This is a genomic window from Mycoplasma anserisalpingitidis, assembly GCF_007859615.1.
Lineage (GTDB): Bacteria > Bacillota_I > Bacilli_A > Mycoplasmatales > Metamycoplasmataceae > Mycoplasmopsis > Mycoplasmopsis anserisalpingitidis.
In genome coordinates this window covers 74,597-92,826 of the sequence record NZ_CP042295.1, presented here as the reverse complement: position 1 = coordinate 92,826, position 18,230 = coordinate 74,597, and the positions used below count along the sequence as shown (strand labels likewise).

Genomic DNA, 18,230 nt, shown 5'->3' with positions numbered 1-18,230 from the left:
ATTTAAAAAATTCAGTAATATTATTGGCTTTGCTTAATTGTTAAAATGAAAAATAGATCCATTTTTAAGATCTATTTATTTTTTAAATTCAATATCGCAACTGTTTCAAAATGCATTGTTTGTGCAAATATGTCATATCCTTTATAAAATTCTATTTTATAATCTTGTAATAAAAATTCCAAATCACGTAGCTGAGTCTTAAAATCGCATGAAATATATATCAATTGTTGTGGTTTTCACTCTAAAATTTTATTTATCAATTCTTTATCAATACCTGATCTAGGTGGATCTAAAATCAAGGTTGTTTTCGAAAAATCAAAGTTTTCTCTTTTGATATTTTTTGCGTCTCCAACAATATATTTAGATTTATCAGAGGGAATATTATTGATTTTGAGATTCTGATCAGCTGTTTCGATTGCTATTTTGTCAATTTCTATACCATAAATACTAAATTTTTCATTGTATAAACAAATCCCTAATGTACCTACACCACAGTACAAATCAATTAAATGCTTATTATTTAAATTAATATAATTATTCACATCTTCAATTATTTTAGAAAAAGTTTGAGTATCTATTTGAAAAAATGAATTTATATCAACAATGAAATTTCTGTTATATAAAGATATAACTGGTTTTGCTAAGTTAGTTTCATTAGAGAACAATAAATTATTTTTTCTTCCTCTAATTTCAATTTTTAATAGACCATTTTCATCATTAATAATATTTTTTAGCTCAGAAATACTGATTCTATCATTATTGACATTTATCCTTAAAGAATAATTATTTTTATCATAAATTCTTCCAATAATTTCATAAACATCTAGCTTTTCATAACTATCTAACTTTGTCAAAATATCACATATTTTTCTAAATAAGTTTTTATTATCAACTATCGGGCAATCATTGACTTTTATCAAATTATTTGTATTGAATTCATAGCTAAATAAACAATTTTTATTATTAACTTTTTTTACTACAAATCTCGATTTATTTCGATAATGAGTTTTATTAAGTGATTTTTCAATTTCGATTTTTTTATCTAATAAATTTGGATATTTTCAATTAAAGAATTTATTTATCAATTCAGTTTTTAATTTTAGTTGTTCTTCATAATCTAAACCATATAGTGGAGCAGATCCTGAAATTGTATAAAATAAATCTATTTTTTCTCTTTTATGTGAAGTAGATAAATATTTATAAATAGATCCAAAACAATATTTAGAAAGAATTTTGGTGACTTTCACCAGTGCTTTTTCATTTATGAATAACCCTAAAACAAATATTGGTTTATCTTGATAAAAACATTTTCCAAGTCCTTCATAAGTGATTTCAACACATTCTAATTCTATTATTGAACCTAATTCCAACTTATTTTTCATTTAATGTCTTTTCTATCTTAGCTAATAATTCCTCAATATTAGAATCTAACATATCAATTTTTTTATTTACATCTTCAATTATTTCCACTTCACTTTGACTTTCTGATTCAAAATTAATTTCATCTTTTATAGTTTTTTGAGTTTTCTTAATAACACCATTAGCAAAATTTTCTACCTTAATCTTTGAGAATTTATCATCAGTTTTTGAGAAAGAATATTGTTTAATTGAGTCTAAATGCGATAAACCTTCTTTATCTCTTACTAGAATAACATCACTATCTCTCGTTGAATAAATTTCATTGATAATATAAGGTTCAAATTTTCTGTTTTTAAATAATGGTTTACCTTTATTATTTTTTGAAACATATAGAATATCTTTAGCTCTAATTTTCTTAATCATTCCATCTTCAGTTAAAAGAGTTAAAACATCATTATTTTGAGCAACTGTAAAGGCAACAATATAATCATTATTTCCCAAATTAGCACCTTTAATCCCTTTTGCTTTAGTTCCGTAAATATTTATATCATTTTCAGTATATTTATTACATAAACCAAAACTAGAAACTAAGATGATGTCTTTTGAACCATTACTTAAACAAGCATTCACAACTCTATCATCATTTGAAATACTTATGGCTGTATAAGTTTTAACTGTTCTTGAAACTTCAAAATCTTTGATAGGTGTTCTCTTAACAATACCATTTCTTGTAGCAATAGTAACAAATAAATTGCTATTTCAGTCACTTACTTCAATAACACTAACTACAACTTCACCGCTTTGTAAATCAACAAAATCCGAAAGATGAATTCCATTATCTTTTCACTTACATTCTTCTATTTTGTAAATAGGAATTATTGCATAATTACCAAAATTTGTAAATATTAAGAATGTATCCATTGTATTTACTTGATTATAAAATGTTAAGTAATCTTCATCTTTTAAAACATATGTTGAAAAATCATTAGATTCTATAACTTTTTGACTAAGACGTTTAATATAACCAAATTTTGAAATTGCTACATTAATAATTTCTTCTTTGATTAAGTCCTTTTCATCATAGTCAAAGTTATATTCTCTATCTACTATTTGAGTTCTTCTTGGTGAGGGAAATTCATTTCTTAGTTCTTTTAATAAATTAATTAAATAGAAAGTAAATTTATCTTTATCTTCTAAAAGTGAATTAATATAATTAATTTCACTTTCCAAATAATCTTTTTCATTTTTGAATTCATTATAGTCTGTTTTTGAAAGTTTATAAAGTCTTAATTCAGCAATTGCAGTAGCTTGGTTTTTTGTAAACCCAAAAATATTCATTAAATCTTGGATAACACCAGCCTTAGAACCTTCGCTTTTTCTAATAACTTCAATAATTTCATCGGTTATTTCAGTAACTTTAAGAAATCCTAAAACAATTTCTAATCTAAGTTTATGCTTTTCAACATCATAGGTCAAAGTTTTGGTTTTAATATCGCTTATATGTTCAACATACGATGTAATTAAATTATTTAAATTTAATAACTGAGGAGAGTTGTTTTTTATAACCATATTATTGTAGCTATAATTAATTTGTAATTTAGTTTTTGAAAAAAGATATCTCATTATACTTTTTTCATTAGCATCTTTTTCTAAAGTAATCACAATCTTGATACCTTCACGATCTGATTGATCTTTTATTTCTAATACACCATCCATTTCATTTTGAGAAATCAAAACATCTATTGAATAAACTAAATCAGACTTAACAACACCATATGGAATTTCAGTAATTTCTATATATTTATTTTTATTATCGCTTGTAATTACAAATTTTGAAAATAATTGAATTTTATTTTTAAGCGTTCTTCCGGTTTCGAAAGATTCTTCAATTCCTTTAGTCCCATAAATTATTCCACCAGTAGGAAAATCAGGTCCTTTAACAATTGAACATAACTGTGAAAAAGATAAATTAGGATTTTGTAATTTTGCAATAGTTGCATCTATTATTTCTTCAAAGTTATGCGGCGGCATTTCAGTAGCCATACCAATCGCTATTCCTGTTGTTCCATTAATTAATAAATTTGGGAAAATAGAAGGTAAAACAGCCGGTTCTAATTCAGAATCATCAAAATTAGGCACAAAATTCACTGGATTTTTCTTTAGCTCACCTAAAATTAACTCTGCAACTCTGCTCATTCTAGCTTCAGTATAACGCATTGCAGCTGCACTATCGTTATCAATAGAACCAACATTCCCATGCATATCCACAAGAGGCATTGAATTTTTTCATCATTGAGCCATATTAACGATAGCTTCATAAACAGAACTATCACCATGTGGATGAAATCTACCTATTACATCTCCTACTACACGTGCAGATTTTTTAAACGGTTTATTATGAAAAAGACCCAATTCGTACATTGAGTATAATATCCTTCTTTGAACAGGTTTTAGTCCATCTCTTACATCCGGTAATGCTCTTTGTTGGATGATATATTTAGAATATCTTCCGAATCTTTCGGCCATTATTTTATCTAAAGATTCATTAATTATTTTTTCAATTACGCTGTTTTTATCCATTTTTACCCTTTTTTATTTACTAATTATATAGTATTTTATGTCTTAAAATTGGGTTAAATTTTTCACAATTTTGTAAATTTTAAGTGATTTTTTTAAAATACTAATGAAATTTTGTGTAATTTTTCTAAATTTACCTATTTTTTAGTACAAAAAGGAAAAAATTTTGTAAAATAATAATGAAAAGGGGACTTATGACAAAAAAAGAATTTATTAGCAAAATCGCCGAAAGATGCGACGTTCCTGTAAAAGAAGTAGATAAATTTTTCGATGCATTCGTTTTTGTTCTTAAAGAAGAATTAATTGCTGAAGAAAGAGTTCAACTTTCAGATTTAGGAACATTTACAACACAAATTAAACGTGGACGTACAACAACAAATCCATTTAGTCCTACTAAAGAAGTTATTACTGTACCTGAAAAACGTGTTGTAAAATACAAACCATCTAAATATTTACGTGAATTAGTAGACTTTTAATTAACTAATTATTGGTATAAAATCTAATATTCCTGGGAAAGTTAATTCAACTTCTTTGGAATATTTTTTTATATTCAAATAAGTTATTGAAATATCTTCAATCATAAAATTCTCAATTGTCTCTGGTTCTACAATCAAAAATTTATTTTCCGTAAAAAAATATAGAACATAAAATGAAATACCACCAAATTTCTTTATTTTTAGTAAAAATTCAAGTTGATGTAACTTAAAATTCGACTTCTCTATCCGAGTTCCATGAGTGCTTTTTGCTTCAAAAGCTATAAAAGTTCCTTTTAAACATCCCCAGTAATCAACTGTGGATTTACTCTTTGCAATATTTTTATTACTTGCATTTTTTAATTCAACATGCTTCTTTTCAATATGTGCTAAATTATTTTTTATATAAAAATTGCATGTTAAATTCAAAACAGTTTCTAAAAACATACCTCTATTTTTATGTAATATCATCTCAATAATATATGTAAATTTGATGAATTATGAACTGAAAGTGGACTAAAAAAGTAATATAAAAAAGATTTCTTTTTATTTTCATAATAAATTATGAAAAGTAAATAAATAATATATTATTTAAATATTGGAGGACTTATGAAAAATACAATTATTATTGGAAACTGAAAAATGAATAAAACATATTCTGAATCAGTTAAATATGTTGAAGATTTTGAAAAATTATATAAACAAAACTCAAACAAAATTATCCCTAACTTGACTTTCGGAGTTGCTGTTCCTTTTACAAGCTTAGCTGTATCAAAATTAAATAAAGTGAATGAATTAAATTTTGGAGCTCAAGATATGTCATTACATGAAAAAGGCGCTTACACAAGTGAAGTATCTTCAGATATGATTGTTGATCTTGGTGCAAAATATGTAATTTTAGGACACTCAGAAGTTAGAAGTTATCACTGCGAAACAGATGAAATTGTAAACCAAAAAGCTAAATTGGCTATTGCAAAAGGATTGACACCTATTGTTTGTGTTGGTGAAACTCTTGAAGAATATGAATCTGGTAGAACTAAAGAAGTGGTTGCACAACAACTTGCTCTTTCACTTAAAGATTTAGATTTAAGTAAAATTGTTTTAGCATATGAACCTATTTGAGCTATAGGAACAGGAAAAGTCGCTACACCTGAAATTGCTGAAGATGTATGTAAATTCATTAAAGAAAAAACTTCTAAGGATTTAATTGTTCAATATGGTGGTAGTGTATCTCCTAAAAACATTAAAGAATTACACGATCAACCAAGTATTGATGGATTCTTAGTTGGTGGTGCTTCTTTAGAACCAGAAAGTTTCTTAGCTTTATTAACATTAGGAAAATAATTAAAAATAAAAACTGAAGCAATTCAGTTTTTTGTTTAGCTTTATAATCAAGGTGCAAAAATAATTAAACAAATTGCAACATTAGCAATTATCAATCAAAATAATGATATCTTCTTTCTATAAAGAATGAATGAAATAATTGCTGAAACAGGCACATAAATGTATAAAACTATTGATCTTCAACCACTGAAAAATATAGCTTTAGAACTGTCAAAATCAAGTTTAAAGTAGTCAGAAGCAGAATCATTAAAAATTAAATAAGGGAAAATAACATTAATAATTAATTGCACTGCAAGTGAAATTACTATTCCAGCTACAACTGGTTTTAAAATTATTATTAGACGTTTAAGAATTGGAGAATCATTAAATTTATTAATATATTTCATACAATAAAACATCATCAAAATTGCAGGTGCAATAAAGAAAATGTATGTGATTATTGTTAAAAGATGTCCATATCAACTTCCGTCAGAAATGAAATATCCTGTAAAAAAGGCAAATTTAGTCGAAAGAATTCCTGGTGTTGAATTAGAAACTGTGAAAGCATTATTGATCATAGTTTCACTAATTTCGATATTAAAATTTTTAGCAATAAATAATCACATTCACTTAAAAATTGGCATGAATATTTGCCCACCACCAAAAACACTTAGTGAAGCTATAATAAGAAATAAACAAGTTAATAATAGCGCAAAAACAAACATTATTTATCTCCTTTTTTGTTTTTTAAACCTTTTTTATATGATAAATAATGAAATAAACCAAAGAAAATAAAAACAATTATCATAACAACAATAGGAATATTAAAGGGACTTGGAATAAATAAACAAAATGCAAACGTAAATAAAAATAATAAAAATCAAAGTGGAATTGACATTTGTTTTTTACTTGATTTCATATATTCATAACCGAAAGCCAAAAGTACACCACTAATTGCTGTTAAAACTCCAACAGAAATTACACTAATGTAATTTTGAGGTAATAAATAGATTAAAAAATAAAATAAGTAAGCTAATAAAATGTGTGGTAACATAGCAAAAAAAGTAATCAGTGAACCTTTTCAAAATCCGAAAACTTTTATAGCAAGATATGAAATAGCTTCAATAACTGACGGCCCAGGTAACATATTTGAAACAATAACTATTTTGTCAAATTCTTCAACAGTCATTCATCTCTTTTTATCCACAGCTTCATTTTTTAAGACTGGCATTAAGGCATTACCTCCACCAAAACCTATGAAAGTCAGTTTAATAATTAAAAGCATCATTTCTCAAATCTTTGGTTTGTTCTCCATTATAACTCCTTGAATTTCAACAAAAAAACAACCTTTAGGGTTGTTTTAATGAAATGGGGCGAACGACGGGATTCGAACCCGCGAATGACGGGACCACAACCCGCTGTGTTAGCCGCTTCACCACGTTCGCCATGTGTATTAATTATATATGAAAATATAAATTTATAAAACTTTTTATAGCTTTTATTTGTCGAATAAAATTTGATTTATTATCGAATTTTCAACTCAAGTATACAAAAACAAATTTTTGTCTTATTGTTATATAATTTATTGAAATCGGAGGTTTGCATGAAAAATTTCTACAATGATTTAATTAAAGAACTAAAGGTTAAAAGACCTACAAATGGGTTAATCTTTGGATTATTGACTTTATTTTTAGGTTGAACTGGAATTAATTGATGATATGTTAAGAAAAATAATTTATTTTATACTTCAATTGGTATTACAATTATTTGCATAATTATTCCTACAATATTTATTTTTGTTCCTATTTTATCTGTGATTCTTTCAATTATTCCTACTGTTTGGGGATTAGCTAACTTTATTTATGGGATAGTAGTTCTTATTAAATCTTTCGAAAAAGAAAATCATGAAGTATATGTATAATAAAAAGCTCGTTTGAGCTTTTTATTATACATACTTCTCAGGGTGTTTAGCTTTCATTTCTTTTAAGAAATCTTCTTTGCTTAATTTACCGTATTTATTCATTAAGTGAACACATTCTTCATATTCATTTAATGCTCATTCAGTATCTTCAAATCCACCAACACTTGTTATTCCTGGACGTTTTCAGTTTTTGTATGTGCTGAAGAAAGTCTCAACTGATTTAACAAATTCTTCTGGTAAATCCTTAATTGAGTTTATATTATCTAAACGATAATCATCATGGTGAACAGCAACTAATTTTGTATCTGTTTCACCGTCATCAATCATTTTCATAGCTCCGATAATTCTTGCGTTTAATTTAACACCAGGAGCAAACACTTCAGGAGAATAAACTAGAACATCAAGTTCGTCACCATCTCAATCAAGTGCTTCTGGAACAAATCCATAGTTACATGGATAAACAAAATCTCCTCTTAAAATTCTATCTACTTCGATTTCATTTGTTTTACGATTGTATTCATATTTAATATTTGAATTTTTTTGAATTTCAATTTTTACTTGTATTACATTTTTCATAATTAATATATTACCACTTTTTTATTTTTGTGAAATAAAGCTAATAGAATTAATGATTAAATTCAGCAAATTTACTTAAAATTCCCTCATATAAATCTGCTTTAGGATTTCTATTTTGAGTAATTCTTTCAATAAAACTACCATAACTAGCATTTCCAGGAATTAAGATGTATGAGGCTGATCAATCTCTAGCAACTCATTGTTTTGTTTGAACATCATAAAACTGCTCTTTATTATTAATATCTAAGTTTCCGTAAAGTTTACCTACTTCAAAATTACTAATTAAATCGTTAACTATTTTATAATCATTTACTACACTGGCATCCTTAGTGAAGTTATCATTAAAGTCATTTATATCATCGCCAACTTTCATAACAACTCTAAAACTTACACTTTTTCCTTCTTCAATCTCTAATTTATTTGAGCTAACAAAGTTCATTCTTTCTTCTTTAGAGCTTTTTCCATTAGAAGTTATTCATGGTTTAGCTACTGAACCTGAAGCATTTGTTCCTTTCATTCATCAAATTCATTCAGGCATGTATGCATTATCTAAACCAAGTTTATTTAAGTTTGTTTTAGAAGGTTCAATATGGCTCTTTTGTTGTCTGTTAGAGTTAAACATAACAACACCACCATGGTCATATACATATTTAATAAATTCAATTGCCCCTTTAACTTCTGTTGAAACAGCTGAATTTACAAAATTATTCCATTCTGTCCAGTTATAAGTTTCATTGTTTATTAATAAGTAATTTTGGTACGCCATATTATTTAAAACAGTTTCATCTAAGTCCATAAAAACAACAGGAATGTATTCATTTTCATTTGTTGCTTGCACTTCAATAGTTGTGCTTTGTCCTTCTTTATTTACTACAACTTTATCTGTTACAATGCCTTCTTGTTTACTCATAACATCAAAAGCATGTTTTGCTAAATTATAAACTGTAAGACCCATAGCACTTTTTTCAGGTGCTAATGTGTTTCATAAATTTGATGAAGCATTTAATTTAGAATTTAACGCATCTTTAGCAAGTGCTTTTTGATCTGCTAACTCTTTTGCATGAGCTTTTTCCATTTGTTCAATTTTGGCTTTTAATTCTTTAACTTCTTCATCATTTGTGCATGAAATGGTTGCACTTAATAAAGGTAAAGTTATAATAGTTGAAGCAAAACCTAAAGCTAATAATTTTCTTTTTTTCATTAATATCTCCTATAAATTTTATTTATCTTTTCGATTTATCATATGGAACACCAAGAGCTTCAGGCGAAACAGTTCTTTTACTAAATGCAATTAAAGCAATAATAGTTACAACATATGGCACAGCTTGGAATAATGCTCCATATCTCTTAATTTCAGCAATTTCTATAACTCCATAAAATGATCATGAATATAGAAATGCGAAAATCATTGAAACAAATACTGAATAGTGAATTTTTCATTGTGAAGTGATCATGATTGAAAGTGCCATGAATCCTAAACCTTGAACATCTATAGATTTAACAAACAATGTTCACTGCATCTGTACAAAGATTGACCCAGCAACACCTGCGATTAAACCTGAAATAAATACACCTTGTCATTTCATTCTCGAAACATTAATTCCCGCAACATCGGCAGCTTGAGGGTTTTCACCAATCGATTTAAATCTAAGACCTCACCTTGTTTTTTGCATCACAAAGATGCTTATCACTACAATAATAATTGTAATAAATATTTTTAAAGAAACTAAATTTTTTCAGGAATTAGGTGATGGATTTAATGTCAATTCGGTAGTTCCGTAGTTTTGTAGTATCCCCGCACCTTGTTTTGTACGTAAAATATAAACACCAAATGCTGAAATTCCGGTAATTAAAAGTGAAATTGCAAAACCAGCAACGGTTTGATTACCTTTTAATTTAATTGTCATAAAACCAAAAATTAATGCAAAAATCCCTGTAGCTAAAGCGGCTAAAAAAGTAATAGGTATTTGGAATCACATGCTTATTTGACTTTGATCAAAAATCAAATCTGTAAGAATAAAACTAATAAAGCAAGTTATAAAAGCTCCGAAGACAACAAAACCATTAATTGCGATATTTACTATTCCTACTCTTTCAGAAAAAATTCCAGAAATAGAACCAAGAAGTAAAACACAAAAGATTAAGGTTGCGAAAATAACAACTGTTACTGACATTATTTTTCCTCCTCAATCACTAAGTTCGAATTTCTAAATATTTTATTATTAACAAATTTCTTGAATGTTTCTTTAAATAAATCTTCTTTATACTTTTTAAACTTATTTTTGTTCTCTCTTTTTGTATTCTTATAGTAAGAGATATAGTCGCTATATACATCCAGTCCAGCTAGCCTAACTTTTTCGTTGTATTCAAATTTTAGTTTTGCTAATTCTTGATATACTGAATTAATATCTATGTCCTTTTTGTTTAAGTCTCTTTTAAGTTTTTCACTAAGACTTAAATAATTTTTAGTTTCATTTTTAAATTCTTTTTTACGTTGAATACTCATTTTCTTGACATCTTTTACTCTTGTTTTATGCTTGCTATACATTGTTTTTTTATCAGAGTAATATTCTTTTCTAACTTTTCAATATTCTTTATTTCTAACTAAAATTATTCATTTAATAAGTGATTTAATTGGTGTTAGTTTACTAAATATTACAGCAATAGCAATGATAAATATCATCAATCCAGTAACTATTGGATAAAACTCATTAACAACTCCTAATTCAGAGAAAAGAGGAACTTTAGATGTATAAATAATGCTGTAAAATACGCTTGAAAATAATACACCAATAGGATTGTTTAATGCAATTAAGGCAACAGCAATTGATTCAAACCCCATTGCTATAGGTCCAGATTCTAAACCTGTAATAGCACAATCTTTAATGACAAATAAGAAAAATCCTGCTATTCCACCAAGTGCACCCGAGATTGATAGCACACTTATAGTTAATGCTTTTTGATTTACACCAACATAATCAGCATTGTGTTTATTCAAACCAATCATTTTAAGTTTGTAACCGATAGATGTATTTTTATAAATAAATCAAAACACTGCAGATAAAACCACCAACAAAATAACACCAATTATTTTAAATGTTTCAATTTGATCAAAACTAATTGATAATCTTGATGTTATATATGGTAATGTTGAGAGAAATATACCAATATTTTCGTCTGAAATAGGTATTAAAATTTCATTTTCCTTTGCTAATAATCATTTTCCAACACTAACAATAATTCAGTTTAAGAAAATTGTTGATATAACTTCATGCACATTAAAATATGCTTTTAATAAACCAGATATCATTCCACAAACGAATCCAACTACTATAAACAAGAACATTCCGAAGAAAAGTGTTAATGTAGAAGGCTCAAAATTTCTGTTTAAGATCATAAATGAAAAGAATAATAACGCAGGTAAAGTCATTTGTCCCGATACCCCAACATTAAAATATCCTGTTTTGAATGCCACAGCAATAGCTAGGCCTAAAAACCCAAAAATTGCAAAATATAATCAAAAGTTGGTTATATTATATTCATCAAAAGCTGATGTTAATAAGCTAGCGATAAATTCGAATGGATTACCAAATGTCCCGCTACTGATGAAAATATAAAATCCATATCCAATACCAGACAAAATAATTCCTACTAATATTGCTCAAATGGAACTAAAAACTTTTTTGATTGTTGATGAACCATTTTCAAAAGTCAAAACTTTTTGAAGTTTATATTTTTTATCTCTAAATTGTTCATTAAAACTACTAATGAACTTATTTTCTTTAGGATTATTCATTTTCACCTCCAACTTTCTTGTGAGACATATAAACCCCAATTTCAGATCTACTTAAATTCTTAGATTCTCTGACTACACTCAATTGTCCTTCATTTATAACAGCAATCGTATCAGCTAATGCGATTACCTCATCAAGTTCATATGAAATGAGTAAAACCCCTTTACCTTTGCTCTTTTCTTCTAAAATTTTCTCATGAATGTTTTTTATTGCACCAACATCAAGGCCACGTGTAGGTTGTAAAATAATTATGAAATCATGTGGATTTTCCATTTCTTTACCTACAATAAATTTCTGTTGGTTTCCACCCGAAAGAGATCTGGAAAGTGAATTTCCTCTTCTTGCACCTCTAACATCAAATTTATCAATAATTATTTCAAGATCTTTTTTAATATTTTTTCTCCTGAAAATACCAAACTTAACATATTTAGGATCTCATAATCTTCTTGATTGCATGTTGTCAAAAACACTATAATCAAGAATCATTGAATGTTTATGTCTATCACTTGCAATATATGAAAATCCTAACTGAGAGATTTTGTATGTGCTTAATTTATTTAGTTCAATGAATTCATCTTGATCTTTATTAAAATCACTGATGAGCTTGATGTTTTTAAATAGATTAATTAAATAAACAATTAAAATAGGCACTATTACAAGCAATAATAAAATACACAAAGTTAGTATTAAGTTTAATGATATGACTTGAGAAATTGATTTAGAAATTCCCATTAAAATTATTAAAATAAGCGTTATTGCAACCAAAATGCTTAAATAAGCAATATTCATTTTTTTATCTTTTTTAAGCATACTAAGATAATTTTGTTTAATTAAATTAGTTTTCTTTAATTTTAATGAACCTGAAGTAGGTTTCTTTAGACCAGAAACAACATACTCCAAATCAGTTTGCCCATTACCTTCAACACCAGCTATAGCAACTATTTCACCAGAATGAATATCTAAACTAAAATTCTTAAGAGGTTTATCTCCTTTAGTAGATACATTTTCTATTTTTAAGATAACTTCTTTATTGGAATTAATTGAGTGGTTATTTAGAATAGTTTCAACTTGTCCACCAACCATAAGTTGAGCCATCTCTTCAATCGAAGTATCTGAGACTTTAAAATTACCAGTAACTTCACCATGTCTCAATATAGTTGCATAATCTGCGACTTGTTTAATTTCTTTTAATTTATGTGAGATGAAAATTATTGTTTTACCTTGTTCTTTAAAAAGCTTAAATGTTTGGAGTAAACCTTGAATTTCTTCATCAGTTAAAACTGCAGTAGGTTCGTCGAAAATTAAAATTTCAGAATCCCTATAAAGCATTTTCATTATTTCAACTTTTTGTTGAACAGAAACCGGTTCGCTACCAGTTTGTTTATTAAGGTCAAAATGAAGATTAAATTTTTCTTGAATATTTTGAATTTTTTTAATTGATGGTTTTCTATTTATTATTCTAAATTTAGAAAATGTTGTTTCATTACCTAAAATAATGTTATCTATATTTTTATAAACATTAACTAATTTAAAATGTTGATGAACCATACCAATTCCAAGGTCATTTGCTTGATTCGGTGATAAAATCAATGTTTTTTTGTCATTGACTTTAATAAAACCTTCATCAGGTTCATAAAGACCAAACAAAATAGACATTAAAGTACTTTTCCCTGCTCCGTTTTCTCCGATTAAAGCATGAATAGTTCCTTTTTTTACACTAAAATTAATGTTTTTGTTTGCCTTTATATTTCCAAATGATTTTGAAATATTTACAAATTCAATTGCGTTTTCAATTTTGTTATTCATTACAAATAAACCTATTAAAAGTAAAAAGGCTTTAAAGCCTTATTACTTAAATTATTTATTAGCGTTTTCTTTAATAGCTAAAATAATTTTTTCAACTCTTGTTAACTGAGTTTCTTCATTTTGTTGGTTTCCATCTTTATCATAATATTTAGATGATGAAATAAAATCTTTTTGTTCTTTACTTAAAACTTCAAATCTTTTTTGAGCATTCATTAATGCTTTGTCATAAAGTTTTCTATCCTCTTCATTTTCTAATCTTGAAGCAGAAAATTTAGTTCAGCCATCTGTGTATGAACCTTCAATGTTATAAATTTTTGCAACTTCATCACTTTCAAGGTATTTATTATTATCTTTGAATATGTAGTCAAACACTAAATCATAGTATGTTTGCCCATATTCCTTAGTAATTGATGAGGCGAACTTTGTGGCATTTGAAGTGTAAGCATAACCTTGATCAGAGTCTACACCTATAACTATTTGGTCAGTTTTAAGGTTATTAATAAGCTCAAGAACAACTCCTGTTGCAGGACCAGCCACTGGTAAAATTACTGTTGGACGTCCCGATTGACCTTCATTAACACCATTAGCTTCCATAACAGCTTTAATTTTTGGTTGGAAAGTTGATTCAGAAGGTGCAAAACCAGTTGTTGATTCAAATGTTCCTGAAGCTAATGTATTGTGAACAGTTTTTTTATTACCTTCAATTAAATTATAATCATAAATTCCTCTAATAAATCCTTCATTAAAATTCAATACTCCAGGGAAATTTCCTCCACCGAATGATGCAACAATTCTTTTTTCAGGGTTATTTGGATATTTTAATGCTAAATACTCAGCTGTTGCATTACCAACAATGTAAGATGATTCAATAAATTTGCTATTTGCATTTATTAATTTTTTATATGGACTTTCAGAAATTTCGAATTCCGAACAAATAACTAAAGGTGTATTTTTGCTTTTTTGGTCATATTTTTCTAAATAAGCAGCTAAAGTTGAACCATGTGTAAAACCATTGATGACAACTATATCAGATTTAGAAAATGTGTTGTTATAAAAGTCATTAAAGTTTGCAACTGCTGATGGGACAACAGGATTGAATTTAACTTTTCCTTTAAATTTTGGATCAGCATCAAGTTGGTCTTTCAATGTCAATAGGCCTTCTCATCCTGATTGAAATAAAGCCTTATCTTTTAGTTGACCAACATCAATTAAATATGTAATTGTAATAGAATCTTTTCTAAGTTCAAGATTGGTCATTTCTCTTTTAACTATAGGTGTGATTCTATCAGTTTCTTTGATGTATTCTTTTTGAGAATCTTTGCTACATGCGGCTGAAAGAGCCGTAAGAGGTACAAACGTCGAAATAGATGCACCCATTATAATAAATTTTGTCTTTTTCATATATCTCCTAATTTTTGTTATATTTAAATTTTATTTTATTCTAGTTTAAATAATCAAAATTTAACTAATTTGTGGAAATTTTCACATTTTATTTTTTAAGCAAATCTTTAATTAAAAAATGCAGAGACAAAATTTGCTCTGCTGCTTTTTAAAAACCACTATATCAATTTAGCTGATAAACGTCTTTTTTCATTATCGACATTTATGATTTCTAAATTAAGGTCATCTCCGATTTTGATTGAATTAATGTTTTCAATTTTTGAACTGTGAATAAATACTGAATCTTTAATACCAATGAATACAAAGATACCAAAGTCTGTAATATTTTGAACTCTTCCGACAAACGAATCTCCAACTTTGATTTCTTCAAATTCTGTAATATTATCATTATTTACAAAACCTTTTTTGTTATCTCTAATATCCTTACCTGGATTTAATAATGAATCAATAATTAAGTTTATTGTGTAATGATCGCTATTAAACTCATTTGTTAATAATTCAACATCAATTTTTTGAGCAAAATTGTGTTTGTCTTGATCATACTTATAGGTTTTCATTATTTTTTTCGCTAAACTATAGCTTTCGGGGTGAATGTTGGTTTGGTCAAGAAATTCTTCAGAGTTAAAGATTCTTAAGAACCCAATTGCTTGTTCAAAAGTTTTTGCCCCAAGCGCTTTAACTTTTTTAAGTTCATTTCTGTTTTTAAATTCACCGTTTTCTTTACGATAATTCACAATATTTTTTGCGACAGTTTTACTTATTCCAGAAATTTTTGTTAGTATAACTTCAGTAGCACTATTAAGATTTACACCAACGCTATTTACAACTTTTTCAACCTTAAAATCAAGTGCTTGTGCTAATTCATTTTGATTTAAATCATGTTGATATTGTCCAATACCAATTGATTTTGGGTCAATTTTTACAATTTCATTCAATGGGTCTTGAAATTTTCTACCGATATTAATTGCAGAACGCATTTCAACTTTTAAGTCAGGGAATTCTTGAATAGCAATTTCACTTGCTGAATAAACGCTGGCTCCAACCTCAGAAACCATTTCAACAGGAATGTTTAATTTTAAATATTTCACTAGTTCCCGCATAAATTGACAAGTTTCGTTAGAAGCTGTACCATTACCAACAACAATCACATCAGGTTTAAAATTAACAATAACTTTAGCACTTATCTGACTTGCATCTTTAATCTTTGAAAGAGGTTTATTTGGATAAATTACTGCTGTTTCAAGCAAATCACCATTTTCATTCAACATAGCCAATTTGCATCCATTTACATAGGCTGGATCGACTGCTAAAACTCTTTTGTTTTTCACTGCGGGCATCATAAGCATTGATTCAAGATTATTAGCAAAAATTTCAATCGAACTTTTTTCAGCTCTATCAAATAAATCATTAAACACTTCTCTCTCAATAGAAGGAATAATTAAACGTTTTAACGAATCATCAGCTGCATTTCTGATGAGAGTAAAAGTTCTTTTATTTTTAAAAAACATATTCGAAATGTTGTAATGTAAAAATTCGAACTTAATTTTGAATTTTAAATCAATAATTTTGTTTTTTATTGCTCTGTTTATAGCTAAAATTTTATAATTTTGTATTGTTTTAACATTTTGAGAAAAATCATAATAGTTTTCATAGGTTTTTAGTTCGTCAACACTATTTTTCTTTTTGCTTGTTTGAATTAGACTGTAGTTGACGAATTGTTCTTTAACAAAATCATGAACTTTTGGATCTTGACTTATTCATTGTGAAATGATAAATAAAGCTTGTTCGATTGCAAATTCAACACTTTCGACTTTATCATTTACAAATTTTAATGCATGCTTATATGGATTATAGTTAATATCAGTATTGTTGAAAATTTCATGTGCAAGAGGTTCAAGTCCAAGTGCTATAGCTTCAGAAGCTTTAGTTTTTTTACCAACTTTAAATGGTTCATAGATTGCTTCTAAATCAGCTTTTTTAGTTGTATTATTAATTTTTTCTTCGATTTCTTTGCTTAAAAGATTACGCTCACTTAATATTTTAAGAATGCTTTCTTTACGCTCTTTAAGTTCTTCTTGATATTTAAAGATTAAATAAACTTGATGAATTTGTTCTTCATCAAGTCCACCAGTAATATTTTTACGATAACGAGCAATGAAAGCAACCGTAGCACCTTCTTCAATCAATCCTAATACTGCATTAATTTGCTCTACTTTTAATTTTAATTCTTTAGCTACTATTTCTAGTGTATTCATTATTTTTTACCTTTTATTAAACTATTAAATTTATTTTTTTCATATACTCTTTTAATTTTCATGTCTTTTAGTACTTTTAATAAATATTTAGCATCAAATTTATTCAAACTGTTGTTTGTTTCAATAACAACATCTCTAACAGTCTCATCAATGGCGTTTTCATTAATGATAATAGTATGTGAAGGAATATTTGAAATATTAAATGTTGCGCCATCTTGAAGAACAATAAGTGAATAAGCACTAAATTTTAAATTTGCTAATTTATATAAGTGTTTAATATGCTTTGTGTTTTGTAAAATTGGATTGCTGATTGCGAATTTTTTACCTTTACGATCAGTTATTTGTAACTCACTTGATTCTGCAAGACCAGAAATATTATCCTTATAAGCTTTTGTTTCAACTACAATTGCAATATTTTCATTAAATAATATTCCGTCAATTTCAAACATATTTCCATCATATGAAAATACACCACCTTCAATGAAGTACATATTATTTCTTCTTGCTGCATCTTTTAATTTACTTGTTACATTATGTTCAAAGATAAAACCTTGTTTTTCTTTTCTATATTTAAATATAAATAAGTATGTTAAAAATGCAATTAATCCAATTAAAAGCAATCCTACAATAATTCCACCTGCTATTGTATAACCTAAATTTTTTGTATATATATTAAAATCTGAACCGATTTCTTCATTATTTATTATTAAATTTCGAATCATGTTTATATTATAGTTCAATAATA

General features: G+C 26.9%; 16 protein-coding genes and 1 tRNA gene. 3 read left to right on the top strand and 14 right to left on the bottom strand.

All coding sequences use genetic code 4. From position 1 onward, the window contains the following. Nucleotides 1-71: 71 nt before the first annotated feature. Nucleotides 72-1,382 carry a 23S rRNA (uracil(1939)-C(5))-methyltransferase RlmD gene (gene rlmD, locus FRW55_RS00450; protein WP_146368271.1) on the bottom strand — a complete coding sequence of 437 codons (1,311 nt, stop codon included), beginning with the start codon at nucleotides 1,380-1,382 and terminating at the stop codon, nucleotides 72-74. Next, nucleotides 1,372-3,939 carry a DNA topoisomerase IV subunit A gene (locus tag FRW55_RS00445; RefSeq protein ID WP_146368270.1) on the bottom strand — a complete coding sequence of 856 codons (2,568 nt, stop codon included), beginning with the start codon at nucleotides 3,937-3,939 and terminating at the stop codon, nucleotides 1,372-1,374. Before FRW55_RS00445 ends, rlmD begins: the two co-directional genes overlap by 11 nt. Nucleotides 3,940-4,067: 128 nt before the next feature. Between FRW55_RS00445 and FRW55_RS00440 the strand changes: the two genes are divergently transcribed. Continuing rightward, nucleotides 4,068-4,412: an HU family DNA-binding protein gene (locus FRW55_RS00440; protein ID WP_226364430.1), complete on the top strand. Its 345-nt coding sequence runs from the start codon at nucleotides 4,068-4,070 to the stop codon at nucleotides 4,410-4,412. Here the strand turns inward: FRW55_RS00440 and recU are convergent, their stop codons facing one another. Then, nucleotides 4,413-4,880 (bottom strand): Holliday junction resolvase RecU, encoded by a 468-nt coding sequence (gene recU / locus FRW55_RS00435; RefSeq protein ID WP_237025364.1) that lies wholly within the window; start codon nucleotides 4,878-4,880, stop codon nucleotides 4,413-4,415. A 138-nt stretch (nucleotides 4,881-5,018) separates the two neighbouring features. On the opposite strand from recU, the gene tpiA reads away from it, so the two are divergent. Continuing rightward, entirely contained in the window at nucleotides 5,019-5,753 is a 735-nt protein-coding gene (gene tpiA, locus FRW55_RS00430) for a triose-phosphate isomerase (RefSeq protein WP_146368269.1), read from the top strand. 41 nt (nucleotides 5,754-5,794) lie between these two features. Here the strand turns inward: tpiA and FRW55_RS00425 are convergent, their stop codons facing one another. The 3 genes from FRW55_RS00425 to FRW55_RS00415 all read right to left on the bottom strand — a co-directional run bounded on the left by FRW55_RS00425 (nucleotide 5,795) and on the right by FRW55_RS00415 (nucleotide 7,177). After that, nucleotides 5,795-6,457 carry a chromate transporter gene (locus FRW55_RS00425; RefSeq protein WP_201798411.1) on the bottom strand — a complete coding sequence of 221 codons (663 nt, stop codon included), beginning with the start codon at nucleotides 6,455-6,457 and terminating at the stop codon, nucleotides 5,795-5,797. Then, complete coding sequence (locus tag FRW55_RS00420) at nucleotides 6,457-7,047, bottom strand: chromate transporter (protein WP_146368267.1); 591 nt, start codon at nucleotides 7,045-7,047, stop codon at nucleotides 6,457-6,459. Before FRW55_RS00420 ends, FRW55_RS00425 begins: the two co-directional genes overlap by 1 nt. A gap of 54 nt (nucleotides 7,048-7,101) precedes the next feature. Beyond that, nucleotides 7,102-7,177, bottom strand: a tRNA-His gene (locus FRW55_RS00415). Between the two features lie 158 nt (nucleotides 7,178-7,335). Between FRW55_RS00415 and FRW55_RS00410 the strand changes: the two genes are divergently transcribed. Then, nucleotides 7,336-7,653, top strand: a complete 318-nt coding sequence (locus FRW55_RS00410; protein ID WP_146367789.1) for a hypothetical protein — start codon at nucleotides 7,336-7,338, stop codon at nucleotides 7,651-7,653. A 24-nt stretch (nucleotides 7,654-7,677) separates the two neighbouring features. Here the strand turns inward: FRW55_RS00410 and FRW55_RS00405 are convergent, their stop codons facing one another. The 8 genes from FRW55_RS00405 to FRW55_RS00370 all read right to left on the bottom strand — a co-directional run bounded on the left by FRW55_RS00405 (nucleotide 7,678) and on the right by FRW55_RS00370 (nucleotide 18,207). Continuing rightward, nucleotides 7,678-8,229: an inorganic diphosphatase gene (locus FRW55_RS00405; protein WP_146368266.1), complete on the bottom strand. Its 552-nt coding sequence runs from the start codon at nucleotides 8,227-8,229 to the stop codon at nucleotides 7,678-7,680. Nucleotides 8,230-8,278: 49 nt separating this feature from the next. Then, complete coding sequence (locus FRW55_RS00400; RefSeq protein WP_146368265.1) at nucleotides 8,279-9,430, bottom strand: HAD family acid phosphatase; 1,152 nt, start codon at nucleotides 9,428-9,430, stop codon at nucleotides 8,279-8,281. Between the two features lie 22 nt (nucleotides 9,431-9,452). After that, a complete protein-coding gene (locus tag FRW55_RS00395) occupies nucleotides 9,453-10,403 on the bottom strand; it encodes an ABC transporter permease (protein ID WP_146368264.1) in 951 nt (316 codons plus the stop codon). Continuing rightward, a complete protein-coding gene (locus FRW55_RS00390) occupies nucleotides 10,403-12,025 on the bottom strand; it encodes an ABC transporter permease (RefSeq protein ID WP_146368263.1) in 1,623 nt (540 codons plus the stop codon). The genes FRW55_RS00395 and FRW55_RS00390 overlap by 1 nt, the downstream gene beginning before the upstream one ends. Next, nucleotides 12,018-13,829 carry an ABC transporter ATP-binding protein gene (locus FRW55_RS00385; protein WP_146368262.1) on the bottom strand — a complete coding sequence of 604 codons (1,812 nt, stop codon included), beginning with the start codon at nucleotides 13,827-13,829 and terminating at the stop codon, nucleotides 12,018-12,020. The genes FRW55_RS00390 and FRW55_RS00385 overlap by 8 nt, the downstream gene beginning before the upstream one ends. A gap of 51 nt (nucleotides 13,830-13,880) precedes the next feature. Further along, nucleotides 13,881-15,230 (bottom strand): BMP family ABC transporter substrate-binding protein, encoded by a 1,350-nt coding sequence (locus tag FRW55_RS00380; RefSeq protein ID WP_146368261.1) that lies wholly within the window; start codon nucleotides 15,228-15,230, stop codon nucleotides 13,881-13,883. A gap of 158 nt (nucleotides 15,231-15,388) precedes the next feature. Next, the gene (locus FRW55_RS00375; RefSeq protein ID WP_146368260.1) at nucleotides 15,389-17,485 is read right to left on the bottom strand and encodes a Tex-like N-terminal domain-containing protein; all 2,097 of its coding nucleotides are present in this window, start codon (nucleotides 17,483-17,485) and stop codon (nucleotides 15,389-15,391) included. Continuing rightward, on the bottom strand, nucleotides 17,485-18,207 hold the full coding sequence (locus FRW55_RS00370) for a nuclease-related domain-containing protein (RefSeq protein ID WP_146368259.1): 723 nt from the start codon (nucleotides 18,205-18,207) through the stop codon (nucleotides 17,485-17,487). The genes FRW55_RS00375 and FRW55_RS00370 overlap by 1 nt, the downstream gene beginning before the upstream one ends. Nucleotides 18,208-18,230 lie beyond the last annotated feature (23 nt).